We start from the raw sequence: 26,157 nt of genomic DNA on the forward strand, positions 1-26,157 counted from the left end.
CTTTGTTAAAATCGATAAAAAAACCCCTTCATAATATTCATTAATTTCTGCGCTATGTGAATGCAAAAGTAAAGAGCCTGCCTATATTGCCAGTTTGTGCAACAAGGAAAAAGCAATCGCGAAGAATGTTAGCTGACGAATGATCCGCCAACCCGTAACCTGAACCTTTTTTTACTCATTGAATAATGAAAGAATATACAGTTTTAAAATGATATTGTAATAAAGTGAAAAAACTTTTCTATAAATTACAATATATAGGCAATAATTTATAAACAGTAAATATATAACTGATATAATTTCACTAGAGTTCATTTGAAATAATAGGAGAGAGAACCCTATGCTATCCAGTATGAAAAAGTTCTTCAAAGAAAGCTCTAAAGACTTGAATAGAATGTATAAGTTGGTTGATGCCGTGAATCGACTAGAAGGTAAGTATGAAAGTTATTCAGATCAAGAATTAAGCGGAATGAAGGATAGATTTAAAAGCGTATTGGATGCTGGTAAAAATATATGGGATATACAAATCGAAGCTTTTGCGGTAGTAAGGGAAGCTTCTAAACGAGTATTGAATCTTAGGCACCATGATGTTCAGCTTGCTGGCGGTTTTGTCCTGAATGAAGGGGGCATTGCACAAATGAATACGGGCGAGGGGAAGACGCTTGTGTCTACTTTACCAAGCTATTTACATGCACTGTACGGGAATGGTGTCCATATTATTACTGCCAATGAATATTTGGCAAGACGTGATAAAGAGTTAATGGGACAAATTCATGAATTTCTAGGAATGACGGTCGGTTTGAACATTTCCCAATTGGAGCCTTCTGCAAAACGTGAAGCGTATGCGGCGGATATCACGTATGGAACGGCAACAGAGTTCGGTTTTGATTATTTGCGTGATAATATGGTTTTCCGAAGAGAAGAAAAGGTTCAAAGAGGACACCGGTTTGCCATTGTTGACGAGATTGACAGCATCTTGATTGATGAAGCGAGGACACCATTAATTATTGCGGGCAAGTCAAGCGATGGTACTGGGCTTCACCAGATCACTGCACAAATCATGAAGTCATTTATAGAATATGATGATTACGAGATTTTCATTGAGTCAAAGGCTGCCTTTTTCACGGACCGAGGGGCATTGAAGATTGAAGAGGCCTTTGGTATCGAAAATCTGTATGGACTGGATCATCAAGAGTTATTACATAATGTAACACAGGCACTTAAAGCCCACGCGATTATGAAATTGGATGTGGACTACATTGTCATGGATGGAAGGATTGCGTTAATCGATAAATTCACAGGCAGGGTGATGGAAGGTAGAAGCTTCAGTGATGGGCTTCATCAAGCAATTGAGGCAAAAGAGGGCTTGGAGATTACCGAAGAGAATGAAACACAGGCAGCGATTACCGTCCAAAATTATTTTTGTTTATATCATTCAATATCTGGGATGACCGGCAGTGCCATGCCATCAAAGTCGGAATTCCAGGAAATATATCAGCTCCCCGTCATTGAAATTCCAACTAATAAGCCCATTATTCGTGTTGATGAGATTGATTTAATTTATAAGGATGAAATGAGCAAAATCAACAAAATCGTCACAGAAGTAAAACGGATTCATAATGAAGGTAGACCTATTTTGATCGGGACGACCTCCATTGAGCAATCTGAAAAAATTTCGGTTCATTTAGAGAAGGCGAAAATTAAGCATCAAATCCTTAATGCGAAGACGGAAGCGGATGAAGCGGAAATCATCGCAAATAGCGGCCAAAAATATCAAGTGATGCTGGCGACGAACATGGCTGGGAGAGGAACCGATATATTATTGGATGAAGCTGTCAAGGAATTGGGCGGCCTTCATATTATCGGTACTGAGCGACATGAAAGCAATCGGATTGATATGCAGCTTAGGGGACGTTCCGGCAGGCAGGGTGATCCAGGTTCAACACAATTCATCATTTCATTTGAAGATGATTTGTTTGATTACTATGATGAAGAAGAACTCGAACGGTATATAAAGAAAATCAAAACGGATGAAAGTGGATTGGTGGTGGGCCCTGCACCCGAAAAATTCGTGAAAAGGGTGCAGGAAACGATAGAGCAGATGCATCAATCAAGCCGTTACCATTTATTGAAGTTAGAACATGCATTAAATGAGCAGAGTAAAATCATATACGCGATGAGAGACCGGATACTAGATTTGGAATCTGGACGGATGTCGGCCATTTTACTTGAATATATCGAAAAATACATTCGTCGGCTCATAGTGAAATATTACCATGATCATATAGAGGAACCTGATTACTCGGCCTTTATTGAAGAGCTTTCCCTTGCTTTCCTGACGTTGGATTGGCAGGCAAGTGATTTGCAGGACTTAGAAGGTCATATAGTTGAGGGAAAAGCTCTGGATGCTTTAGGTGAATTGGAAGCGATACTTGAAATTTTTCAAGCCGATGCAGAATGGCAAAATCAGTTACGTGTTTTCATGCTGCAGCATATTGATACAAATTGGATGAACCATTTAGACGAAATGAATAGTGTGAAGGAAGGAATGGGTTTAATCGGTTATGGTCAACAGGACCCATATATGCTGTTTGAAAAAGAAGCTCTTAGTCAATTCAATCTTCTATTAAGTAAAATCGAGTCGGAGATTAGCATCGGCTTTATGGAATATATGAAAAGCAATCAGGAAGACGAAGCTGCTTTTGGGGAGTGATGAATGATGAGTTTTTTTGGAAAAAGGGATAAAGGGGTTAACGAAAGGGAAAATACTTTAGCTTCAGATGGGCATAAGGTACACAATTCGGATGTCACTGTTCATACTTCCCTAATGTTTCACAAGGATTGGGAAACTTCCAAGCAAGAGGAATATGTATATAAATTCCACCATCAAAGGCTGCCTGCATTAAAACCGAATCAAATTTCAATTTCCGGTGTTAAGCTGACTAGGGTGGAGGATGATGTAATCATAGTGGCTTTTCTACGAAATTCATTGGAGAAAGCTGTCCTGTTTGATATCGTGGATTTACTGTTAGTGGATGGGAACGGAAAATTATTGGCAAAAAAGGCTTTCGATCTTTCAAAGCTGGGTGAGATACCAGCACTTTCAAGCATGCCATGGCGGTTTTTATTCGAAGAAGGGGATATGTTGGCAGAATCGATTCCTGATGAAGATTGGAAGATTGCTTTTGAATGGAAGAGATAGTAGGAAAAACACGATGATTGGCGGCAGCCGGACGATATTTTTTTGCCGGACTGCCAAATCAAAACACGCAGAAATGATTAAGACTGTTGAAAGGCCTTCATCCGATGAAGGCTTTTTGTTTTTAAAGGAAGACATTAAAGACTAGTTGGATAACTGCCAAATATTTATGCTGTTTTCTGTGTGCAGTTTCTCATAAATGGCAACGCTAAGTAATATTTATAAGTATTCTTCCGTAATCAGGCTTAATTAAGTCCTGGAAATAATGAAGAGGAAAGTGGCAGGAGCATGAAGAACAACCTGAATCAGCGATTGAAGGAACGGTTATTTGAGATTATGTCCATTTCAATCGTGGCAATACTTTTCATTTATACGAATGATAGGATGGGTAATGATCTTTCGATTGGAATTTTTACGATAATCATCGGCGTTGCCGGTTTTATTGTTTATCTGAAGGAATGCGTACCGAATGGAGTCCTAAAGGGCATCATTTTTTCAGTCTTCCTTCTTTCGATCATGGCCTTTTTCCTTGGGGACATTTGGTTTTATCGGTATTACTCGACACCTATCACTTCCTATATGTGGATGCAAAAAAGCAATCTGAATGGGCTTGGTGAAAGTATATTCAGTATGATGAAAATGAAGGATTCAATCTTTCTTCTGTTAGGCTTTCCAATTGCGGAGTCATTCATGAAGAAAAAATACCCCCTCAAGCATATGGCACTTGTACCGGCCGTAATATTCCTCATGATAGCGGGGCTAAAGCCGGTAAAGAATATATTTATCGATAAGGTCGATATAACCCGGCGTTATGAGGCGAATACCTTCTTGCGAAACTGGGGTCCGATCGGTCATCACGTATTGGATACGTATGCCTATTTTACTGACTCGGGAAGGCATGGTATGTCTTCGAAAGAAAAGAAGGCCGTTTCTGATTACTTCGATGAAAAGAACAGGCAGGATCATGCGTTTTCAGGCTCTTTGGAAGGGAAGAATCTCATTATCATCCAGGTGGAATCTTTACAGGCGTTTCCGCTATTTCAAAAGAGTGCCGGACAGGAGGTCACGCCATTCATGAATGAATTGGCGAAAGAGGGTCTGTACTTCCCGCATGTATATCCACAGACTGTATTTGGAAATTCATCTGACGGAGAGCTGATCGTGAATACCGGTTTATTTCCTTTAAAGCAAGGCGCGACCTTTTTTCGGTTCCCTTATAATGATTTTCCGGGTCTTGCTAAAGAATTAAAGAAGTCGGATTATCAAAGTTATGCTTTCCACGGAGATGAAGAAGACTTCTGGAATAGGCAGCATGCATATCCCTCGCTAGGGTTTGATGACTATCTTTCCATAGAGGATATGCAGAAGGATGAGATGATATCGATGGGCCTGGGAGACCGCAGTTTCTTCAATCAAAGCTATAATTTCTTAAAAGATAAAAAAAATCCCTATTACGCTTTTTTCGTTACGCTGACCAGCCATGTACCTTTTTCGCTACCGAAGGAACAGATAACATTGAAACCTAAAGTTGGAAAAGAGGACAGCTATCTGACTAAATATTTCGAAGCAATTCATTATACAGATTCAGCCATCGGGGATTTCGTAAAGAAGTTGAAGGATGACGGGAAATTGAAAGACAGCGTGATTGTCATATACGGAGATCATGATGGACTATTTTTAAAAGATAAACAAGAAGTTGAAGCGTATTACGAGAATAAAATTAGCGATGAGCAGTGGATTGAAAAATATATGCCCATTCCGTTGATCATCTATCAGGAGGATATGGAAGGAAGAACGATTAATAAGGTAGGGGGCCAGGTCGATATTTTACCAACTCTATACGATTTATTAAATATTAAGAGTTCATCATACTTTGGGGAGAGCATGCTGAATGGCGAAGATGGCGACGCATTGATATTAAAAGGGGATTATGGTTCTCAAATGAAAATAAATGGAAAAGGGAAGGTCGAAGGATTTTCACCAGAAGACCAAAAGGAGGTTGATCTGAGTGACCAAGTGATACGTACCGATTATTTTAAACAAACGAAGGATTGACCGAAAAAAAGAGGATGACTGATAAAAGCCATCCTTTCTCCATTATAATCCCAGATGTTTCTTCACACGGTTCTGGGCTTCAAGTTTTATATCTTCTGGAACAATGTTGTACCAAACGCCATCTAGCTTTTGATTGTCACCTTCAAGAGTATATTGTTTTATATTTTTAAGGGATGATTTATAGTTATTTTGGATACTCAACATTTCATTGAAACTTAAATTGGTTTCCACGTTTTTACCTAGTGCCTCGAAAATATCGTCATAATTGGTAAGTGTTGAGAGACTTGCCCCTTTTTTCATGACGGCTTGGATAACCTGGCGTTGCCGCATTTGCCGTCCATAATCCCCGCGGGGATCTTCCTTTCGGATTCGGGAATAAATCAATGCCTCTTTTCCATTTAAGTCGATTGTGCCCTTTTTAAAATTATACCCTTTATAGGCAAGGTCCATATCATTATCAACAGTGACACCGCCTACGGCATTCACTATATCCTGAAAGCCTTCCATATTCATTTTGACGTAATAATCAATCGGAATATCCAAATAGGCCTCCACTGTGTTTATCGACATGGAAACTCCGCCATAGGCATAGGCATGATTCATTTTATCATTTGTGCCTTTACCGATGATTTCTGTACGCGTATCTCTGGGTAAACTCAATAATTCAATGGATTCTTGTTTAGGATTAACAGTCATGACAATCATCGTATCTGATCGACCTTTGTCATTTTTCCTTTCATCCACGCCAAGAATTAGTATTGAAAATGGATCTTTGCTTTTGAACTTGATGTCATCTACACGCTTATCCGTTTTATGCGCAGTACCTTGCATAGTTTGAATCGCACCTGCCAAAGATTGATAAACTGAAGCTCCATAAGCAACTGTGCCAATGAAAAGGATAAGAAGGGTGAAGCCGATTATTTTAAACGATTTGCGTTTCTTTTTCTTTTTTTGTTGTTCGGATCTCATCTAATTCCTCCCTGAACCATTCCACTAAATGGAAGATGTGAAAAAGTACCTAGTCGGTATGTTTTTAACTATACCTTTTTTTAATCAAAAATAGAATAGTTTCTTTTTGTACTTAGAGTGCATATTTACCTGTTTTTATTCAAAAAAAACGAAGGATTCACAGAAAATGAATTCCTTCGCTTCCTAATCATTCGAATATTAGTTAATTATATACCCATAGATAAAAAGAAGATGTGATTCTCTTACATGAACTTCGGCTTTAAGAGAAAGTCTGCAAGTAAATCCTATAAACTTCTATAACCGATGATTCTGCTCTTGAAATAGGAGTTTGAAGTAGAAGTGATTTCTACTCCCTTACTTGTTGAGGCATGAATGAACTGCCCACCGCCCAAGTAGATTCCCATATGGCTTACAACTGATTTATTAGAACCCGTTGCAAAGAAGATAAGATCGCCACTTTTCGGTGAAGTAACCCTTTTACCCATATCATAATATGTGGAAGATGATAGCCTGGAAACTTCATACCCGGCCTTTTTGAACGTATAGTAAATAAATCCGCTGCAATCGAAACCTGATGGGGAGGCGCCCGCCCACGAATAAGGTGATCCAATTAATTTCTTTGCTTCGGAAACGAGTGTGGTTACTTTGTTCCCGGAACTTGGGGCTTCCACTTTTCCATCATTTTTATCTGCAGGGGCTGTACTTGCCGATTTACCTAATTTTAGTTTTTGTCCAACTCTGATTAAATCTGATTTTAACGAGTTGTTAGATTTAAGCTGAGCTACAGTCAAATTGGTTTTTTTGGAAATTCCGGAAAGTGTGTCACCTTTTACCACAATGTATGTAGCTGAATTCGCTGGGGTCTGTGTAACATTGGACGGCTTGGAGCTGCTGGGTAAATCAATGGTAGTGGTAGTGGTTGATTTAGATACGATAAGTTTAGCACCTGCATAAATTCTATCGGATTTTAAGTTATTCAATTTCATCAATTCAGCAAGTGTAAGGTTATGCTTGTTTGCTATCCTTGTTAAGGTATCACCTGAAACAATGGTATATGTGGTATTTTTTGTTTTTTTCACGGAAACTGAAGAAGCATTTGATGTTGTTTTGGAGTTGGATGTAATTAATTTTTGATTAATTTTCAAAATGTCTGTTTTTAAGTTATTAAGCTGTTTTAAGTCTTTTACTGTCGTATTATGCTTCTGTGCAATTTTACTTAGGTTATCGCCGCTTTTGACTGTATATGTACTGGCAAGGGCAGGAGAAACAAAAGTCGAAGATAAAATGGCTAATGTCGAAAATGCGACTACACTTTTTTTCACGGTTTTCCACCTCGAATATGTCTTTTTCCCTATTCTAACAAATGAAAAGGGTTAAAAAATATTACATTTTTGTTACAAGGGGAAAATAGTAGTATTTTACTGGTTTATATTGGTTAGTTTTGAGAGATGTAATCTACAATATTTTCTATAATATGAGTCCTTTCTCACAATGTGGCTTCGTGTTTTCCTATTTGTAAATCCCTGTAAAAATAGCGCTATTTTTAGAATGTTCATTTCCTGTCCCATCTAATTTCACATTGAGAAGGTATTTCCTCTTTTTATGAGGGGTTATTGGATATTCTGCCACTTAACATTAAAAACCGACTTCATTTTACAAAGTGGGTTGACTTTATTTAAGGCTCTTTTCGTAAAGATTGTTGTTTTTAAAACGAAACTATTTAAGGTTGATTGGAGCGGAAGTGCGAGACTCCTGCGGGAGCAGCGGGACAGGTGAGACCCCACAGGCGTTTACGCCGAGGAGGCTCACCGCCCGCCCCGCGGAAAGCGAGCATCTGGAGGGGAAATCAACCACAACTCACTACCTGGTAAATAGCAACAAAGTATGTGAAAACAGCCTTATTTAAAAAGGAAATCAACTAAATTCCTACTTGAATTTCCTGTGGAGTATTGATTCCATTTTTGGTTAAAGGGAGCAATCTTCATTAATGATTGATCTGCGACCCGTATTTTCCCTAAAAGCTCTTCAGTGGTAGATACCACCGGTCCGGGCATGGAAGAGGCGTAATCCTCCCAAAATCCCCGTTCCTTCACATACTTTTCTAAGTCATATGCAAAGAATATCATTGGTCTTTCCAAAAAAGAGAATTCAAATGGAATCGAAGAGTAATCGGTTATTAAAAGATCCGTACTGATCAGCAGTTGATTTACGTGAAATTCACTTTTGACAGGGTAAACGAACCCTGGGAATTTATGTTGTAGATCATCCCCCGTTTTTACAGCTGGATGCAGTTTAAGTAATAACGCATATTGTTCGTCCTTTAGTTCCTTGTAGAGCATTTCCAAATCGAGTGCAATCTCTCCGTTGTTCAAGCCGTCATTACGAAATGTAGGGGCATATAAAATGATTTTCTTATGCTCAAGTTCTGGATATTTGGCTAGCAACGAACTGCGTGCAGTTTTTTTTGATTCATCATTGAAAAAGAAATCAGTCCGAGGTATCCCGGTTCTTAGAATATGGGATGTCGGCAATTGAAAACTTTCTTGATAAATTTCCGCCATTCTCTCTGAACCTGACGTAACATAATCAAATTTTTTATATACCTCTAAAAATCTTGTCCTTGCACGGGCAGAGCGGTTTTGAATGGAAGGGTCTTTTGCCCCGAATTGCTTAACGGCACCGGCCGCATGCCACACTTGAACACATTTCACTTGCTTTTTGAATGCAATAGCTGAAAGAAAGCCAAAATAATTATCAATGATGAGCCATTTTGATGTAGCGAGGTGATAAATCGATTGGATCATGGCAATGATATTATTAGATTCAAACGGAAGGACGATGGTTTTTCCATCGTCCTTCACTTCTATATGACTGCTCGGCTTCATTAAAAATACTTTTTGAATAGGAATGTCCTGCTTGTCCATTTCATCCGCTATATATTGGCAGTTGTCCCCGAATGATGTGACAAAGGTCGTTTTATCACGTAAAGGGAAAATTTTAAAGATAGAGAATAAAACCTTAAAACAAAAAAGGTAAATTCCTATCGCGAATTCTTTAGCCATTAGTAACTTGTAAAAGGTCATCTTTAATTTGGGATGTAGAAATGCCAATTGTTCTTGGAAGGTAGACCACTTCACAAACTTCAGATAATTCATCGAATTGGCCTTTCCAGTCATCTCCCATTACAAAGATATCTACACCTTCACGAAGGATGTCTTCTCTCTTTTGTTCCCAATTGTCTTCCGGTATAACCTCGTCCACAAAGCGGATTGATTCAAGGATCATCTTCCTGTTTTCAAAGCTATGATAAGCCTTTTTATCTTTTAAAGCATTGAATTCATCCGTGGAAATGGCAACGATAAGATAATCCCCTAAATCTTTAGCACGTTTTAATAGATTGATATGACCCCAATGAAGTAAATCAAAGGTTCCATAAGTGATTACTTTCTTCATTTTTATTCCTCCTGTAAGACTCTTTATTTCCTTAATTAAATTAGGATATATATTTGGACTATTAGAATATTAAATGAAACAATAAAACAGGTAACCAGCTTTTCAGGGCATTCAGCTTTTTGCTTAAAGGCAAGACAAATGCGTTTTTAAGTAAGTCTTTCTCCTATTAATTATAACTTAATAGTTTTACAAATAAACCACAATTTTTTTACAAATAAACCACATTTATTTAATTTAATGATAATTGTAGATATTAATTTTTAAGCTATAATTAAATGTTGACTAAGTTGTATTATTCTGGAGGGAATATTAATGTGTCCATACAAAATATTTTATATTGAAATAGATATTGTATGGTTTATATTGAATAGTATTTAATATAATTTCAAACACACACCACTCTTATTACTTGGAGTCAAAGGTGATTGCTTAACAAAATTACAAAAAAAATATGATTCTTGCTGTAATTAGCATAAGCCATTCACATTTTACCATTTGTAGGTGAGAACATCATAAAATCCATGTTATATAATATAGAAGTTGAAAGTGTCATTAAAAAATCTAAATTCGATCTATGAAGGACAGAGGATGAGTCATGTATAGACTCTAAACCTACCGGAGAACATTTTATAGACCTATTTAGCCTATTCCTGTATTGAAAGCGTTAACTATGATGTTAAGAATGCTCCTATGCTATTAAGCATCTTGATTTTGCTATACCCTTTCTATTCTGGCTGGCAACGGAAGGACATGCAAATGATTTTTACGTTAGTCCTTCCTTGGCAACGAACACATTGTGCTCAAGGGGACAGTCATTGGCTTGTAGAACTTGGTCTTTTAGCCGATTGAAGTAAAGGTGTTGTTTTCAACCCAAACGATATCAAAAAATTAAGATATGTAATATTCGATGTAAGCTGCAAGTGACTCACATTTAAAGGTTCTATTAGGATAAGCTAACCAATAATGTCCCATTTTGTATATTCAAGGCGATTTGGGTAATATATGAACATTTCACCTGATATTGAGGAAAAACCGAAAAAAGTTTATGATTTTAAAGTGCAATGAAAGATTCATTTATTTAAATAATTTGTTATAGGTGGTCTAAAATGATAAAAAAGCTTCTTAGAAAAAGGAAAGCAAGAAAAACCCCTAAAATTAAGTTGAAACAAGTTCTGTCCATTGTGCAAGAGGAAAATACGCTCTTTATAAAAGGTCAATTTTCAAAAGAACATTATTGTGCGAAAGAACTATGGCTATATTCTAGGGGAAATGAAGATCAAAAATTTAAAATAGCGGAATCGGTGGTTTCACATAAATTTGAGTTTGAAATAAATCTAATAGATTTAATCCGAAAATTAGAAGATGAACCCCATTCTGTTTATGACTGTTATATCAAAGTTTCCGTTCCAGTTGAAAATCTAAGCAAAAAATCAATCCTTAATATTGAACATAAAGCTGAATATGTAGAAGTATGCGAACAGGTTAATATTGAATATCCAATTCGTCTAGGGCGTTTTCAGGAAACATACACGAACAATTTAGGTTTTTATACCTATGAAGATAAACAAAGTATATTCTCTATAACCAATAAAGGGAATTTATCTCTTTATATCAATAAGACCCCTGAAATTTCGATTAAGTCTCAAATCGAAAAAATCACCAACAAATCGAAGACAATGCATATTAGTGGTCAAATCTTCACCAAGAATTCAAAGATAATAAAAGGTGAGAGCCTAGTAAAAGGCAGGCAAAGTGACAAAGAATATCAGGCAAATATATCTTTTATTCATAATAAGGAAATGAATATTAAGAAATATGGACTGAATCGATATATATATGATATGAATTTGGATTTAGAACAATTGGTCAGTGTGGATTTGGAAGATGATGTATATGATATTTACATGAAATTATATTTGCATGATCAGGAAGAGCCGAAAATGATACGCGTCGGAAGACCAACCACCAGAACTAAAATATTCACTAAAAAGACCGATGTTATCTCGGATAATGGAGTTGCTATAGTCAATCCATACTATACCTTTAAAGCAGCTAATTTATCTTTGGAAGTGTTTACCTTCCCTACGGAAACATATCGATACTTAAAAAGGATGATGGGGTGGAGGCGATTTCTGGGTTTATTTAAAAAGAAAAAGGATGTCTGGATTATTGGAGAAAGAACTTATAAAGCCCAGGATACTGGATATCATTTTTTTAAATATATGAGAGAAAATCACCCTGAAAAAGAAGTGTATTATGTAATAGAAGAGAGTTCTGTGGAAGCTAAGAACGTCGAGCCCTTTGGAAATATACTTTATTTCAAGTCAAAGGAACATATTAAAAAGACAATGGAATCAACACGTATTATTTCATCACATCATCCAGATTATTTATATCCTTTAAGAACATCTGAATTTAAAAATCGTGTTAAGGGTGTTAAGGTGTTTCTACAGCATGGTGTTATGGGTACTAAGAATATGGTGGCAAACTACGGGAAAAAGGCAACCTCTGGTTTTAGTACGGATGTTTTTCTAGTAAGTTCAGACTTCGAAAAGGATATGATCGTAACTGATTTTGGGTACAACGAAAAAGAAGTATTCACAACGGGACTGTCAAGGTTCGACTCGCTGTTTAAGGGTGATGTTTTAATAAAGCGGCAATTATTGATCATTCCAACATGGAGAGATTGGATTACATCCGATGAAATATTTTTGGAAAGCGAGTATTTTGAAAGGTATCAGAAATTAGTGAATCACCCGGTTTTACATGATTTATCTAAAAATAATGGGTTTGAAATCATTTTTTGCCTTCACCCTAATATGCAGAAATTCACGTCTTATTTTAAAGATGCTCCAGTTAGGGTAATTAGTCAGGGTGAAGTGGATGTCCAAAGATTAATTAAGGAAAGTGCGATTATGATTACGGATTATTCAAGTGTAGCTTTTGACTTCAGTTTCCTGCATAAACCGGTGATTTACTATCAATTTGATAGAAACCGTTTTATAGGGAAAAGACCGTCACATTTGGATTTGGATAACGATCTTCCGGGTGAAATCGTTGATGAATTGGATGAATTGTTAGGTGTTTTAGCCGAATATGCCAAGTCTGATTTTGTCATGAAGAAAAAGTATATGGACAAGGCCGACCGTTTTATTAAATATCGCGATGTTCATTCTAATTCAAGGATATTCGAAGTGATTCAACATGCTGAAAAAGATCCAAATTCACTAAGTAAATTATATAACCATCCGGTTGTTAAGCTCTTTGTTAATCGATTTAGGAAAAGTAAAAAGTATTTCCCTGTTATGAAAAATGTATATAAAATTATGTCTAGGCTTATCCCGGTTGACAGGAATCTTATTCTTTTTGAAAGTGGAATAGGAAAACAATTCGCAGATAGCCCCAAGTATATATATGAAGAGCTAGTGAAAAGGGACAATAATTATAAAAAAGTTTGGGTGTATAATGGTAATTTACCAATAAAAGGAAAGAATACGAAGCTGGTAAAACGTTTAAGCCCGGAATACTATTATTATTTAGCTAAAGCCGGCTATTGGATAAATAATCAAAACTTCCCTACCTATCTAAGCAAAAGGAAGGAAACGACTTATATTCAGACTTGGCATGGTACCCCTTTGAAAAAAATGCTATTTGATATAGAAAATATACAAGGAAGAGACGATGGGTACTTAAATCGGGTTCATGGTGCAACGAGAACTTGGGATTATTTAATATCACCAAGTCCCTATGCGTCCAAGGCCTTCAGAAGTGCTTTCAAATATGAAGGAGAAATATTAGAAACGGGCTATCCAAGAAATGATTTATTTTATAGGGAAGATGCTTCAATGACCGCCAAGTCCGTGATTGAAAAACTGAAGATACCAACAGGAAAAAAAGTCATCTTATATGCTCCTACATTTCGGGATAATCAAACATCTAAAAATAATAAATTTATTTTTGAGTTGAAATTTGATTTAGAAAGAATGAAAGAAGCACTTGGAGATGAATATGTCCTATTGTTAAGGATGCATGTTGTTATAAGTAATAATCTCAGCATCCCGAGTGAATTTGAGGATTTCGTTATAAATGTATCCAATTATTCAGATATACAGGAACTTTACCTGATTTCTGATATATTGATTACTGATTATTCTTCAGTAATGTTCGATTTTGCTAATACTGCTCGTCCGATTTTGTACTACACTTATGATATGGAAGATTACAGAGATAACATCCGTGGATTCTATATGGACTTTGAAAAAGAAGCACCAGGTCCTTTTTTAAAAACAACTGAAGAGATTATCGAAACTATTGGCGATATTGATGAAATAAACAAGCAATACAAAAAGAGATATAGTTTATTTAGAGAGAAGTATTGTGGAATAGAAGATGGTAAAGCTACACAGAGAATCGTGGATAAATTTTTTGATGATTGATTCCTTAAAGGGTATTTTTGCTTTTAAGTAACTGGTAAACTGGCTGCCTAATCGAAGCATGTGCCTCTACACATAAAGGAGAGGAACCGTATGAATTTTTTGGTGCGTCAAAAAGCGAGGGAACTTTTAAAGAGCAGCAATATTCAAATAAAAAATAATCCTTCAAGCTTAAGAAATAAATTTTTAGGAAAAGTTAAAAAAGTCACTGTAGTTACTGCTGCTTTTAATGCTGAAAAATTCATTAGAAAAACGATTGAATCAGTAATAAATCAATCCATGGGTATAGATCAGATTGAATATATAATTATAGATGATTGTTCGACTGATGATACCGTTAAAATTATTCAGGAGTATGCAGCTAAATATAAAAATATATGTTTAGTTTCCCTTGAGGGAAATAATGGGTCACCTGGGACCCCCAGAAACATAGGAATAGAACTGGGAACATCTAAATATATAACTTTTTTGGACGCAGATGACTGGCTTGCTCCTGATGGACTGGAAAGCCTCTATAACATCCTGGAGGAAACAGGTGATGATTATGTAGTGGGCAAAACGGTAAAAGTCGAATCTGAGTCAGAGACTGTAATTGGTGAGTTTGCTTCTATTAAAGAAAGAAGAAGCATTACCCCATTGGATGTACCGCACTTTTTTTATCATATGGGTCCAACGGCCAGAATGATGAATTTGTCTATGGTTAAAGAAAATGAAATTGGTTTTCCAAATATGAAATTCGGTGAAGATAAATGGTTTTTTACAGATGTTTTCTTTAAAGTCAGAGCAGTTTCAACTACTAAAAAACCTATTTATTATGTCAACAGAACTTCAGAAAATCCAAATTCTTTAACACGTGTTACGAATGTGTTAGATAAAAGAAAAGCGGATGTCGAAATAATAAGGTATATTCAATCCAAGGATATAGCCATTGAACTGAAAAGAGTGGCCCTCAACCGGATTTATGAGTACGATATTGTAAAAACGTTCGACAGTCAAATTTTTGTGAAATCCAAGAAAAAAGAAGATTTTATAGAAGTATTAAGGGATGCTGTCGAAACAACGAAAAACCTGTCATATGACTTTAAGAATGAATTTAAAGTCCCTATCTATAAATTTGCCATTGAATTATTCATGGCGGATCGTATTGATGATTTCGTAAGGTTATTTGAATGGTTAAAGCAAGATGCTAATAAAAAATATCTTATTAAAGATTGTTTGCCTTATTATGAACTTCCATTTCTGGAAGGTGATTATCGCTTCGTAAGGATACCGATGCTTGCTCGTGCAATAGATTCTTATGTTATCGATAATGTCTACCACCAGAGTTTTGAGATTTATGGTGATGATATAAACAACATAGAGTCCGTATTAATACGTGATAGAAAAAGAATGGACAATGAAATCAACTGTGAAGTTCGAATAGAAGGTAATAGAGGTCATTTTACTGTTTCATTAGATGAAATTGACCGAATGGAAAAGTCATTATTTACAGTGTTCATTCGATACAATGATTATCAATTGGTGAATATTAAAAGAATCCTGAAAAATAAGATGGCGTATAATAACAAAAATGTGGAGTTTTATACAACAGTGGCAAATAATTTGGGACTAGCTATAAAGTCTTTGGAGTAGCTGTTAGAGGTACACCAAAAATAAGCTCTCCCTTTTATTGGGCGAGCTTATTTTTAATTTGATATATTTGAGAAGAAGTTTGATGATGATTGTATGTAGTGGGTTATGGGGATTGTGTTAATAGGCTGATAACACAAAGAAAGACAGTGCTCCACGATTAATTATAATCATTACTCAATTATTACTAATTAATAAAAAGGGAGATCAGATATGTCAAATGAAACAATACAAACCTCAAAGAGACCTTCCTTTCTATCGCTATTAAAAAATGGGGCTAAAGCAATTATTTTAAGAGGATATAAAATGGCTTTTGCAATGGTAGGGCAAGCATTTCCAGTGGATCATAAGCTTGTAATATTTGAGAGTTTTTTAGGAAAGCAGTATAGCTGTAATCCACGAGCGATTTATGAATACTTGCAGAGTCACCATCCTGAATATAAAATGTATTGGAGCGTAGATAAAAGATATAGTGCTCATTTCAAAGAGGCAGGCATTCCGTATCTCAATCGTTTTTCATTCAATTGGCTGCTTAAAATGACCAGGGCCCGTTATTGGGTAACGAACAGCAGGCTCCCGCTTTGGATTCCGAAGCCGAAGCACACAATCTATTTGCAAACGTGGCATGGGACGCCATTAAAGAAACTTGCTGCAGATATGAATGAAGTACACATGCCTGGAACAACGACGGATAAATATAAAGAAAATTTCCATGCCGAATCAAGTAAGTGGGATTATTTAATTTCACCGAATGCTTATTCAAGTGAAATTTTTGCCCGTGCCTTCAATGTCGATACTTCTAAAATTCTCGAAACTGGTTATCCGCGCAATGATATACTTTACAATGGGAATAATCGTGATACAATCGACTCATTGAAACAGAAGTTGGGTATACCAATAGAGAAAAAGATCATTTTATACGCCCCTACTTGGAGGGATGATGAGTTTTATAGCAAGGGAAAATATAAATTTGAAATAAAACTGGATTTGAATCGAATGAAACAGGAGCTGGGGGAGGAGTATGTCATTTTGCTCCGTCTTCATTATTTGGTTTCTGAGAACTTGGATTTAACAGCTTATCAAGGATTCGCCTACAATTTATCCAATTACGAAGATATTAGTCATTTGTATCTTATTTCGGATTTATTAATAACCGACTATTCATCCGTATTCTTTGATTACGCAAATTTAAAGCGGCCGATGCTTTTCTATGTATATGATATTGAAAATTACAGGGACAAGCTTCGCGGGTTTTACTTTGATTTTGAAAAGAATGCGCCAGGTATGTTAGTAAAAACATCTGATGCGGTCATTGATAGTATCAGTGCGATCAAATTTGAAAATAACAATGAGTTCAATCACTTTCACGAACGGTTTTGTGCCCTCGAGGATGGCCAGGCTTCACGCCGTGTCGTAGAAAAAGTGTTTTTAGGAAGGTCTGTGTAATATATGAGTTCAGCTTTGACCGTTTTAAAAGAACAAATCAACAATTTTTATTTGGTAAGGCGTTTATCTGTTTATGAGGTGAAAAGTGCCAACAGTAATAACTACCTGGGAATCCTATGGGAAATCATCAATCCGATGATACAGATTGCGATTTATTGGTTTGTATTCGGATTTGGAATCTTAAATCGCGGTGAAGAATTCCTTCCATGGCTTATGGCAGGGATCGTTGTCTGGTTTTTTGTGAATCCTGCTATAACCCAAACGTCCAAATCCGTCTATTCCCGACTGAATATGGTATCCAAGATGAGCTTTCCGATGAGTGTCATTCCTTCGTATGTCATTTTTGCTAAGTTGTATCAGCATCTCGTGCTGCTGGGAGTCATTATCATACTATTAGGTTTTACTGGATACCTCCCTACAGTTTACATCATACAACTGCCGTATTATGTTGCCGCAACGGTTGCGCTGTTATTTTCATTTGGCTTAATCTCGTCAACCTTATCAACCATTATTCGCGACGTTCACAATATGATCGTGTCATTAATGAAAGTCTTGTTTTATTTAACACCAATCCTTTGGGTATTAAATGCTAATGACCATCCTGTAATCGTTAAAATCATGAAGCTGAATCCTCTATATTATATTGTGGATGGGTATCGAGCTTCGTTATTGGGGGAATCATGGTACCTAATAGTGAATTGGGAATATACGCTATATTTCTGGGCAGTCGTAATCGTCTTCTTTTTGATAGGTTCCTCGCTGCATGTTAGGTTTAGAGATCGCTTTGTTGACTTTAAGTAAACTGGAAGTGAGAAAAATTGGAAAAATCGGTAATTGTCAAAGATATAACGAAAAAGTATAAATTATATAATAAAAACTCGGAAAAATTATTGGATCTCCTTTTACCTAAAAGCTATGGGGAAGAGTACTTTGCTCTGAGAAATGTAAGTTTTGAAGCGGAAAAGGGCGATGTAATAGGATTTGTCGGGGTCAACGGATCCGGGAAATCCACATTGTCCAATATTATTGCAGGTATTATCCCGCCTACGGATGGAAATGTCCAAACTAACGGGAAAACGGCTTTGATTGCCGTTTCATCGGGCCTGAATAATCAGTTGACGGGCAGAGAAAACATTGAGCTGAAAATGCTTATGCTCGGATTCGATAAAAATAAAATCAAAGAACTTGAGCCTGAGATCATTGAGTTTTCAGAGCTTGGCAAGTTCATTGATCAACCGGTGAAATCCTACTCAAGCGGTATGAAGTCCAGGCTTGGTTTTTCCATTTCCGTGCATATTGATCCAGATATCCTGATTATTGATGAAGCCTTATCGGTCGGGGATAAAAACTTTGCTGAAAAGTGTTTGGAGAAAATGAACGAATTTAAGGAAAAAGGCAAAACGATGTTCTTTGTCAGCCATTCAATCGGTCAGATGAAGAAGTTTTGCCAAAAGGCTCTATGGCTTGAGTATGGAGAGTTAAAAGCATACGGTGCCATGAACGAAGTAATGCCGCAATATGAAGCATTCTTAAAAGAATATAACGCCATGTCTAAAAAAGAACAGAAAAAGTACCGTGAAGAACAAATGAAAAGACGTAGTTCTACACTGGTATGATAGTGAAAAGCAGACCCGGCCATCGGGTCTGCTTTTTTTAGTTAAGCACTTCATCATAAGTTTTCTCAAACCGCTCGGCAGCTGTAAGGTGGGAGTATTCGCTTTCCATTTTATATCTTGCTTTCGTAGCTAACATTGTTGCATATTTAGTGTCATTAAGCAGAATAGAGATCGCTTGTGCAAGTGCTTCTATATTTTTTTCCTCAACTAACAGACCATCTTCACCATCAATGAGAATCTCCTTTAAACCCCCGATTGCACTTGCAATGACGGGTGAGCGGCAACTCATCGCTTCTAATGCAGATATGGAAGTCGCCTCTTCCACCCCGTGGGAATGAACACTTGGGATGAGTACGATATCCGATGCTTCATAGAGGCTATGCATTTTCTCGAAAGGCACTGAACCTAAGAAAAGTACGGAATCGGATAATTTGAGCCGTGCTGCCGCTTCCTCAAGCCGGGTTCGCTGTTCTCCTGTACCCGCATAGACCAATACCGTTTCAGGGTGGTTTTCCAGCACCTCCGGCAGAGCAAGGAGCGGGTAGATGACACCGTTCTTTTCCGTCATTCTTCTAGGGACGAAAAGCATCTTTTTATGTAGGGGGATTTGAAAATCCTGACGGGTTTGCTTCCGCTTTTCCGTTTCCGGTTTGAAAGCTGACACGTCAATGAAGTTCTTGATCGTTTCCGCCTCTATATGTGCCAAATGATTTATATAGTCTTTGATCCTTTGATCGACCGTCACAACTTTTGCAGCAGACTGATAGGCTTTTCTTTCAAGCTCCCGAATGATTAAATCTTCTTCACTGTCCGGAAGGAGGGCACCCCTGCTGACTGCTTCGAATGAATAATACCCATGGACGGTTTGTACCGTTGGAATCCCGGATTCAATGGAAGCAAGCGTTGCGAAAATGTCTTGGGCATTAATGACATCATAGTTCTTTTTCAAGCTTTTAATAGATGAAGCCAATAATTTTTGGCGCTGTTTGTCATTGAAAAGCTGACCGCTCCCTTGTTTTACTTTATTCAATAAAAAACCGGGAGCTTGGGCGAGTATCTTCCTCTTGAAAGGGGGCAATTGAGAGAAAGATAATATGTCCACATTATGGCCCCGTGACATTAACCCCTTTTTTAACGTAGTGATATGACTTGATAGCCCTCCTTCATGAGGGTAGTTGAAAATCGTCGTGATTAATATGTTCATAATGGCACTCCTTCTTCTAATTTATTACTTTGATCTTATCCTTTTCATTGCTTGCAGGCTGCTTACTTTAAAAAGCGTGGCTAATGCGAAATATAATCCGAATACCACAAGCGATATGATCACTAATTCCATAATGATGGGGAACGTTTCGGTAAGCGGATGGACCCAGAGCGCAAGTCCGAATATGATGGTTCCGATGATGATCAGCTTGCCGCTTTCCTGAAAAACATCCCTGAAAGCGGCCTTGTCCGTTCTTTCTGTCTTTAACCATAGGAAGCCGAATAGGTAGAGAGATTGCAGGAGCATGGATATCCCTGTGGCTAAGGCAATTCCGCCGACACCAAGATAACGTGATAGGACCCAGCTGAGCAGGACATTAAGCAATACGGCGAACAGGCAGGAATACATGGCCACTTTTGTTTTCTTTAAGGCATAGAAGGCGTTCATCAAATAATCCCTTAATGCAAAGAATGGGAGGGAAGCTGAATAAAAGGTAAATGCATTATAGGTCGTTTCGGTGGCTGAAGCATCGAAAGCCCCGCGTTGGAAAGCCAGAGTGATTAAGCTGTTTCCGCTGATTAACATGACGATCATGAAAGGAATGGCTAAAAATAAAAGTGACTTCAGACCTTTTAAGGTCAAATTAAGGAAAGATTGATAGCCTATAAGTGCCCGCTCGACGATTGTAGGATACAATACGGTAATCAACGGCGTGAGGACAATGCTTAATGGCAGCCACAGCAGCCGATTCGCATAGTTCAGAGCTGATACGCTTCCGGTTTCGAGCGAGGTGGCAATGATCCGATCGACGACACTATTCAATTGGATCGCCAAAGCGGCGATGATAATCGGGTAAAAGGTGTACAGTGTTTGAACGATCTGCCTTTTATGAGGCAGGAAAGAGACGATGGGCCGGATTCCGAATCTCTTTAATGATGGGTATTGAATCAGGAACTGACTGGCCGCACCGAACACAAATCCCCAAGCCAGCCCTTCAACCCCAAAGGGAGCAGCGAACAAAACGGTGGCTGCTATAATGACCGTGTTTTGTGCAGTCGAAGTGAGTGCTGGAAGAATAAAACGCTTATTCGCATTCAGGACTCCCGTCGCCATGTATGAAAGTGTGAAAAATAGTAAACTTGGCAGCATGATCCGGGTCAGGGACTCCGTCAGAGCAAGTTCCGAATCAGAGAAACCGGGGGCTACCATTATGACGAGCGGCTTTGTGAAAATCATGCAGGCAATAGTCATTAATCCGGCTATCAACATAAAGAAGGAACCTAAAACACTGATGAATTCATCAGCTTTCAAAGGGTTATCCGCCTTCTTTTCCAAGTAAATGGGAATGACGCCTGCCTGAAGACCGCTGCCGAGGGCCGTAAATAAAATGGTTGGTATGAGGCTTGCCACGAAAAAAACATCTGCCATTGACGATGCACCGAAATAGGCGGCAATGATCGATTCCCGCCCGAATCCGAGGACTTTTCCAATGGCTGCAATAATAGTGACTAGCCCGACCGATTTAATTACATGTGAAAGAGTAGGCATATTTTCAATCCTTTAAAATGATATCCTTTTGTAAACAGAAACCTAAACAACTATAAAAAAATAGTGTAAACGTTTTATCTTCTAGAATATTGTAAAAAAGTCCTGCTAGCAATGCTGCTAACATCAGGCAGATAGTAAATACCGTTAAAGTGCCATTTCTCGATTTAATGATTTTACGGTAGGTAAAAAGAATGAATGCAAGTACCGCGAGAAAACCCAGCACCCCAGTTTGAACAAGAATTTGGATATATTGATTATCGGTATACATCCTTTCACCAATTTTGTATTCCTGATAGATTGGTGAGGAAAAGGAAAGGGTGGCAGAATCTCCGAAGGTTGCTAGCCCTGTGCCAATTATGGGATGATCTTTGAAAATTTCAAGTCCCTTGATTAGGACATATAATCGGCCCCATTCTGTACTTTGGTGAAGAGTCGTATTAGAGAACATTTCAGAAAATCGATTGGAAAGGGCATGTTCGTGTTCGGAAGTGGGAGTGCTGCCAATTGCCATATTTTCCATGGGAACCAATGCGGATACCTCCACTTTACTTGAAGCGAATAGAACAGGGTAATAAATCAGAAGCAGGCCGAGACCGAATGCGCCTACAGCATATTTGAGAAATGATTTATTTCTAGTCCAAATTATAAACACGAGCGCCGCGAAGCCGAATGCAATCATCGTACCCCGTGAATAGGTGAGCAGTAACGTACCAGAAAGTAAGATGGACGTTAGAAAGACGAAGGGTTTATATTTTTTCAGCGACTGAAATAGAAAGAAACTAAGGAATAACTGAATGCTTAAGAATAAGGCAAATACATTAGGGTTGGCAGGTGCTCCATAAATCCTCATCCGGTTAGTTGGAGAAAGATTCCACATTTCCCATTCATGGGGAAGCAAGATCGTACGCGAAAAGATTTTCTCCAATATGCCATACAGGCAAAGAAAGATTGTAAATATTAGGATTACCTTCAAAAAGCGAAAGATATCCTTTCTTTCTAGATTTAATTCACCGATAATGTAAAGAAGTAAGAATGTAACAAGCAATGCCCGGAGTTCGAATAGGATGGGGAAGATACCCACTCCGTTTAGGAGTCCAGCTACTGCACCAACTAAACAAAACAACCAAAATGGCACAGTAAAATGATATTTAGAAATTTGCCATTCGTATTTCTTGAAATTTTCCATAAGCAAAGAAATGAATAAGGTGAGGATGATCAGATCACCTGTATAGGTTAAGCCGCTATTCAGTTCCATCAATAAGGGACGGGCAGGGAAGTAAATGAATAGAATTAATAACAGGTTTTTTTTATTTATACCGATAAAAACGAGCATTAACACCGTTGCCATGTAACCGGTGATAGGGTGAGGCACTGCTAATGGGACGAGCAGGCACATGATTAGAATGAATAACGATTGTTTTTCTATAAATTTCAATTGATTAACCACCTTTGAATCGAAAATCACGTTCTTTGATGTGTATGAAAAAATTTCTTGAATAATACCCCACCCTTTAGATGTATAGTACATATGAAAGGCTGAAGTGAAATGACAGAAAAGTTTGTTGAGATACTATCCATACCATTCATCGATAGCAATATGGATGAATTCATGAATGGAATGATTTATCCAAGATTAATGAATCAGGAAAAAACGTTTGTCGTTACGGCAAATCCAGAAATAGTTGAGTATGCAAATGAACATCAGGATTATAAGGACATCATTATATCGGCTGATTACATCACTCCGGATGGCATTGGTATTATTATGGCCTCTAAATGGCTAAATCAACCTTTACAAGAGCGGATTACAGGATTCGACTTGATGAATGAATTATTTCGGGTCGCTGATGAAAAAGCGCTGAAGGTATATCTGCTCGGAGCGGAGGAACAGGTTATTGAAACAGCGGCCCTTAAAGCAAAAGAGCTATACCCTGGCCTCGAGTTGGTGGGATACAACCATGGTTATATCGATATTAAGGACGATAGCCTGGCCAAGTCCATAGCGGAACTTGAACCTGACATCATTTTGACTGCATTAGGGTTTCCTAGACAGGAAAAATGGGTTTCCAGGCATTATCCGTTATTTAAAAAAGGAATCTTCATGGGAGTTGGGGGAAGCTTTGATGTTCTTGCAGGAAAGGTGAACCGCGCCCCGGTTTTCTGGCAGAAGATGCGTCTTGAATGGTTGTACCGACTGATCCAGCAACCTTCACGGTGGAAACGGATGCTTGCTTTGCCAAGATTCGTATTCAAGGTTAGACGGTTAAGGAAAACGGTCCAGCGTTCCTGAACATAAGGAGTGGAATGGATGAGAGTCTTGCACTTAAACGCTGGCAATGAAACTGGCGGCGGTATGTTTCATATTATGTCCTTACTGAACCAATTGAATAAAGAGGAGTGCTTGCTTGCTGTATTTGAAGATGGTGAACTTTACCGGCGGGCCATGTCTTCCGGGATACAAACCGAACTTTTCAAGCAACATTCCAAATTTGACCTTTCAATTTTGAAACCTTTACGGGACTTTATCCGTCTTAATAATATAGACATCATCCATACCCATGGACCGCGGGCGAATATATATGGTGCCTTTTTAAAGCGCTTCATTAAACGCCCTTGGCTCCTTACTGTTCACAGTTCACCTCATCATGACTTTTTGGGTCAGGGTGTAAAAGGAAAATTGTTTACGGGACTTCATGTAAGGTCATTTAAATATGCAGATCATATACTGGCAGTTTCCGATCGCTTTAAGCAAGGCTTGATTGACCAAGGAATCGACTCGTCCAAAATAACAAAAATCCTAAATGGAATCGACTTTGAAAAGGAATTGCCTTTCCCCTTTCAAAGAGATGATTTTGGGTTTGGGGCAGATGATTTCATCATCATCATGCCTGCAAGGCTTGAACCGGTGAAAGGTCACGAATTTGCCTTAGCGGCATTAAGTGAAGTGGTATCGAAATTCCCCCATGTAAAACTGTTGCTTTTAGGGGACGGGAGCAGGAGAACTGCTCTGGAAGAGATGGTCTCGGAAAAGGGATTATCCGATCACGTGTTCTTTTTGGGCTATCGTGAAGATTTAGAAAGAATCTACCCAATGGGGGACGTCACGTTATTGACTTCCTTAAGCGAAAGCTTTCCACTGGTTTTACTTGAAGGAGCAAGGTCCGGTCTTCCGGCTATCACTAGTGATGTTGGCGGTGTAAAGGAATTGATTCCGGATGGGGGAAAGGGCTGGATTACAGAAATAGGAAATGTCGATCAACTGAACTTGGCGATCTGCAATGCTTTAGAATTAAAAAAATCCGGGGACCTGACAAAGATAGGGTCGGATTTACAAAAATTTGCAAAAAACAACTTTTCTATAGAGATTTTAGCCAAAAACGTATATAATGTTTATTTGAGGATGAAAAATTAAAATAAGCATTTATATATAGGTTTTCTTATAGATCGTTACGGGTATTAGATTTTTAGTTGAATTGAGGTGGTTCTTGATGTTAATAGGGGCCTTGTTGGTAGCCTTTTTATTATCCATTTTTTTGACTCCTTTTGTCGGAAAGTTGGCCTTTAAATTAGGAGCTACCGATAAACCGAGTGAGCGAAAAGTGCATAGTAAAATTATGCCGCGCATGGGCGGTTTAGCTATATTTTTGAGTTTTTCCATTACATTCTTAATTTTTACGTTAATTTTTACGAATGACTTGTGGGAGCAATTGCCTCTTCTAGTAGGTGCTCTTGTCATCATATTAATTGGAATGGCTGATGATATTTTTGAATTAAGAGCTGCACCCAAATTCCTTGGCCAGATTTTGGCGGCCCTCATTATCGTATTATGGGGCGGTCTTCAAGTGGAATTCATCAATTTGCCGTTCTTTACCGATACACTTGAATTTGGTGTTTTAAGTATACCGATCACCATTTTGTGGATCGTCAGCATCATTAATGCAATCAACCTGATAGACGGACTGGATGGCCTTGCAGGCGGTGTCTCGACAATTGCATTAGTGACAATTGCAACAATGGCCCTTATCAAAGGGGACCTATTTGTTGCCATGGTCGCATTGATCGTGATTGGAAGCACTCTTGGCTTTTTGAAATATAACTTTCATCCGGCAAAGATTTTCATGGGAGATACAGGCGCCTTATTCTTAGGTTACATCATTGCCGTTCTGTCCCTGCAAGGGTTTAAAAACGTTACGATGATTTCCTTGATCGTACCGATCATCATCTTGGGTGTGCCTATTTCGGATACATTTTTCGCGATTATCCGCAGGGTCGTCAATAAACAGCCGATCTCGGCTGCTGATAAATCCCATTTGCATCACTGTTTGATAAACTTGGGATTCACTCATAAGCAGACTGTCTTGCTCATTTACGCTTTAGCTGCTTGCTTCGGCTTAGCGGCAATAATCTTTCAATTTGCAACGGTGTGGGGAGCTTTGATCCTTGTAACCGGACTCCTGCTGATCATCGAAATTTTTGTGGAGAAAATTGGTTTGGTCAATTCAAACTATCAGCCATTGCTGAAGATGCTCAACTTTAAAAACAAGCCATAATGCTTTGCAAATAGATTAATAGATTTGAATAGATGAAAAGCCTCCAAACGTTACTAAA

The 26,157-nt window shown here is 38.0% G+C and carries 18 protein-coding genes and 1 pseudogene; 12 read left to right on the forward strand and 7 right to left on the reverse strand.

Annotated elements, in window-relative coordinates:
- Positions 1–337: 337 nt before the first annotated feature.
- From secA to N9I19_RS04500, 4 genes are all read left to right on the forward strand, one after another.
- The gene (gene secA / locus N9I19_RS04485) at positions 338–2,710 is read left to right on the forward strand and encodes a preprotein translocase subunit SecA (protein WP_317777098.1); all 2,373 of its coding nucleotides are present in this window, start codon (positions 338–340) and stop codon (positions 2,708–2,710) included.
- Positions 2,711–2,716: 6 nt separating this feature from the next.
- The gene (locus tag N9I19_RS04490) at positions 2,717–3,199 is read left to right on the forward strand and encodes an SLAP domain-containing protein (RefSeq protein WP_317777099.1); all 483 of its coding nucleotides are present in this window, start codon (positions 2,717–2,719) and stop codon (positions 3,197–3,199) included.
- On the forward strand, positions 3,183–3,344 hold the full coding sequence (locus N9I19_RS04495) for a hypothetical protein (protein ID WP_317777100.1): 162 nt from the start codon (positions 3,183–3,185) through the stop codon (positions 3,342–3,344). Before N9I19_RS04490 ends, N9I19_RS04495 begins: the two co-directional genes overlap by 17 nt.
- 140 nt (positions 3,345–3,484) lie before the next feature.
- Positions 3,485–5,251 (forward strand): LTA synthase family protein, encoded by a 1,767-nt coding sequence (locus N9I19_RS04500; RefSeq protein WP_317777101.1) that lies wholly within the window; start codon positions 3,485–3,487, stop codon positions 5,249–5,251.
- 42 nt (positions 5,252–5,293) lie between these two features.
- Here the strand turns inward: N9I19_RS04500 and N9I19_RS04505 are convergent, their stop codons facing one another.
- From N9I19_RS04505 to tagD, 4 genes are all read right to left on the reverse strand, one after another.
- On the reverse strand, positions 5,294–6,220 hold the full coding sequence (locus tag N9I19_RS04505) for an LCP family glycopolymer transferase (protein WP_317777102.1): 927 nt from the start codon (positions 6,218–6,220) through the stop codon (positions 5,294–5,296).
- 284 nt (positions 6,221–6,504) lie between these two features.
- Positions 6,505–7,542, reverse strand: a complete 1,038-nt coding sequence (locus tag N9I19_RS04510) for a C40 family peptidase (protein WP_317777103.1) — start codon at positions 7,540–7,542, stop codon at positions 6,505–6,507.
- 576 nt (positions 7,543–8,118) lie between these two features.
- Positions 8,119–9,282, reverse strand: a complete 1,164-nt coding sequence (locus N9I19_RS04515; protein ID WP_317777104.1) for a CDP-glycerol glycerophosphotransferase family protein — start codon at positions 9,280–9,282, stop codon at positions 8,119–8,121.
- The gene (tagD, locus tag N9I19_RS04520; RefSeq protein WP_061465620.1) at positions 9,275–9,673 is read right to left on the reverse strand and encodes a glycerol-3-phosphate cytidylyltransferase; all 399 of its coding nucleotides are present in this window, start codon (positions 9,671–9,673) and stop codon (positions 9,275–9,277) included. The genes N9I19_RS04515 and tagD overlap by 8 nt, the downstream gene beginning before the upstream one ends.
- 1,106 nt (positions 9,674–10,779) lie before the next feature.
- Here tagD and N9I19_RS04525 point away from each other — a divergent pair.
- From N9I19_RS04525 to tagH, 5 genes and pseudogenes are all read left to right on the forward strand, one after another.
- The gene (locus N9I19_RS04525) at positions 10,780–14,109 is read left to right on the forward strand and encodes a CDP-glycerol glycerophosphotransferase family protein (RefSeq protein ID WP_284469235.1); all 3,330 of its coding nucleotides are present in this window, start codon (positions 10,780–10,782) and stop codon (positions 14,107–14,109) included.
- A gap of 90 nt (positions 14,110–14,199) precedes the next feature.
- Positions 14,200–15,738 carry a glycosyltransferase family 2 protein gene (locus N9I19_RS04530; RefSeq protein ID WP_317777105.1) on the forward strand — a complete coding sequence of 513 codons (1,539 nt, stop codon included), beginning with the start codon at positions 14,200–14,202 and terminating at the stop codon, positions 15,736–15,738.
- A gap of 237 nt (positions 15,739–15,975) precedes the next feature.
- Positions 15,976–17,181 (forward strand): annotated as a pseudogene (locus N9I19_RS04535) (CDP-glycerol glycerophosphotransferase family protein); the annotation flags it as partial.
- A gap of 3 nt (positions 17,182–17,184) precedes the next feature.
- Positions 17,185–17,982: an ABC transporter permease gene (locus N9I19_RS04540; RefSeq protein WP_089361985.1), complete on the forward strand. Its 798-nt coding sequence runs from the start codon at positions 17,185–17,187 to the stop codon at positions 17,980–17,982.
- Between the two features lie 17 nt (positions 17,983–17,999).
- The gene (tagH, locus tag N9I19_RS04545) at positions 18,000–18,797 is read left to right on the forward strand and encodes a teichoic acids export ABC transporter ATP-binding subunit TagH (protein WP_061465616.1); all 798 of its coding nucleotides are present in this window, start codon (positions 18,000–18,002) and stop codon (positions 18,795–18,797) included.
- A gap of 37 nt (positions 18,798–18,834) precedes the next feature.
- Here the strand turns inward: tagH and N9I19_RS04550 are convergent, their stop codons facing one another.
- Genes N9I19_RS04550 through N9I19_RS04560 form a run of 3 tightly spaced genes read right to left on the reverse strand, consistent with a single transcriptional unit; the run spans position 18,835 to position 22,984 of the window.
- A complete protein-coding gene (locus tag N9I19_RS04550; protein ID WP_317777106.1) occupies positions 18,835–20,001 on the reverse strand; it encodes a glycosyltransferase family 4 protein in 1,167 nt (388 codons plus the stop codon).
- 24 nt (positions 20,002–20,025) lie between these two features.
- A complete protein-coding gene (gene murJ / locus N9I19_RS04555; RefSeq protein ID WP_317777107.1) occupies positions 20,026–21,549 on the reverse strand; it encodes a murein biosynthesis integral membrane protein MurJ in 1,524 nt (507 codons plus the stop codon).
- A 4-nt stretch (positions 21,550–21,553) separates the two neighbouring features.
- Positions 21,554–22,984: an O-antigen ligase family protein gene (locus N9I19_RS04560; protein ID WP_317777108.1), complete on the reverse strand. Its 1,431-nt coding sequence runs from the start codon at positions 22,982–22,984 to the stop codon at positions 21,554–21,556.
- A 111-nt stretch (positions 22,985–23,095) separates the two neighbouring features.
- Here N9I19_RS04560 and N9I19_RS04565 point away from each other — a divergent pair, with 111 nt between their 5' ends.
- The 3 genes from N9I19_RS04565 (at position 23,096) to N9I19_RS04575 (ending at position 26,099) form a co-directional block, all read left to right on the forward strand.
- The gene (locus N9I19_RS04565; RefSeq protein ID WP_317777109.1) at positions 23,096–23,839 is read left to right on the forward strand and encodes a WecB/TagA/CpsF family glycosyltransferase; all 744 of its coding nucleotides are present in this window, start codon (positions 23,096–23,098) and stop codon (positions 23,837–23,839) included.
- Between the two features lie 18 nt (positions 23,840–23,857).
- On the forward strand, positions 23,858–24,961 hold the full coding sequence (locus tag N9I19_RS04570; protein WP_317777110.1) for a glycosyltransferase family 4 protein: 1,104 nt from the start codon (positions 23,858–23,860) through the stop codon (positions 24,959–24,961).
- A 76-nt stretch (positions 24,962–25,037) separates the two neighbouring features.
- A complete protein-coding gene (locus N9I19_RS04575) occupies positions 25,038–26,099 on the forward strand; it encodes a glycosyltransferase family 4 protein (protein WP_317777111.1) in 1,062 nt (353 codons plus the stop codon).
- Positions 26,100–26,157: the final 58 nt, after the last annotated feature.

The sequence above is a fragment of the Peribacillus sp. CSMR9 genome (assembly GCF_033141925.1).
Lineage (GTDB): Bacteria > Bacillota > Bacilli > Bacillales > DSM-1321 > Peribacillus > Peribacillus simplex_A.

Bases quoted from the DNA above. Each gene is read 5' to 3' on its own strand.
- N9I19_RS04500 (WP_317777101.1), top strand. From the start codon at position 3,485: ATGAAGAACAACCTGAATCAGCGATTGAAGGAACGGTTATTTGAGATT.
- N9I19_RS04565 (WP_317777109.1), top strand. From the start codon at position 23,096: ATGACAGAAAAGTTTGTTGAGATACTATCCATACCATTCATCGATAGC.
- tagD (WP_061465620.1), bottom strand. From the start codon at position 9,673: ATGAAGAAAGTAATCACTTATGGAACCTTTGATTTACTTCATTGGGGT.
- N9I19_RS04530 (WP_317777105.1), top strand. From the start codon at position 14,200: ATGAATTTTTTGGTGCGTCAAAAAGCGAGGGAACTTTTAAAGAGCAGC.
- N9I19_RS04575 (WP_317777111.1), top strand. From the start codon at position 25,038: ATGTTAATAGGGGCCTTGTTGGTAGCCTTTTTATTATCCATTTTTTTG.
- N9I19_RS04490 (WP_317777099.1), top strand. From the start codon at position 2,717: ATGAGTTTTTTTGGAAAAAGGGATAAAGGGGTTAACGAAAGGGAAAAT.
- secA (WP_317777098.1), top strand. From the start codon at position 338: ATGCTATCCAGTATGAAAAAGTTCTTCAAAGAAAGCTCTAAAGACTTG.
- N9I19_RS04515 (WP_317777104.1), bottom strand. From the start codon at position 9,282: ATGGCTAAAGAATTCGCGATAGGAATTTACCTTTTTTGTTTTAAGGTT.
- N9I19_RS04550 (WP_317777106.1), bottom strand. From the start codon at position 20,001: ATGAACATATTAATCACGACGATTTTCAACTACCCTCATGAAGGAGGG.
- murJ (WP_317777107.1), bottom strand. From the start codon at position 21,549: ATGCCTACTCTTTCACATGTAATTAAATCGGTCGGGCTAGTCACTATT.
- N9I19_RS04540 (WP_089361985.1), top strand. From the start codon at position 17,185: ATGAGTTCAGCTTTGACCGTTTTAAAAGAACAAATCAACAATTTTTAT.
- N9I19_RS04570 (WP_317777110.1), top strand. From the start codon at position 23,858: ATGAGAGTCTTGCACTTAAACGCTGGCAATGAAACTGGCGGCGGTATG.
- N9I19_RS04525 (WP_284469235.1), top strand. From the start codon at position 10,780: ATGATAAAAAAGCTTCTTAGAAAAAGGAAAGCAAGAAAAACCCCTAAA.
- N9I19_RS04505 (WP_317777102.1), bottom strand. From the start codon at position 6,220: ATGAGATCCGAACAACAAAAAAAGAAAAAGAAACGCAAATCGTTTAAA.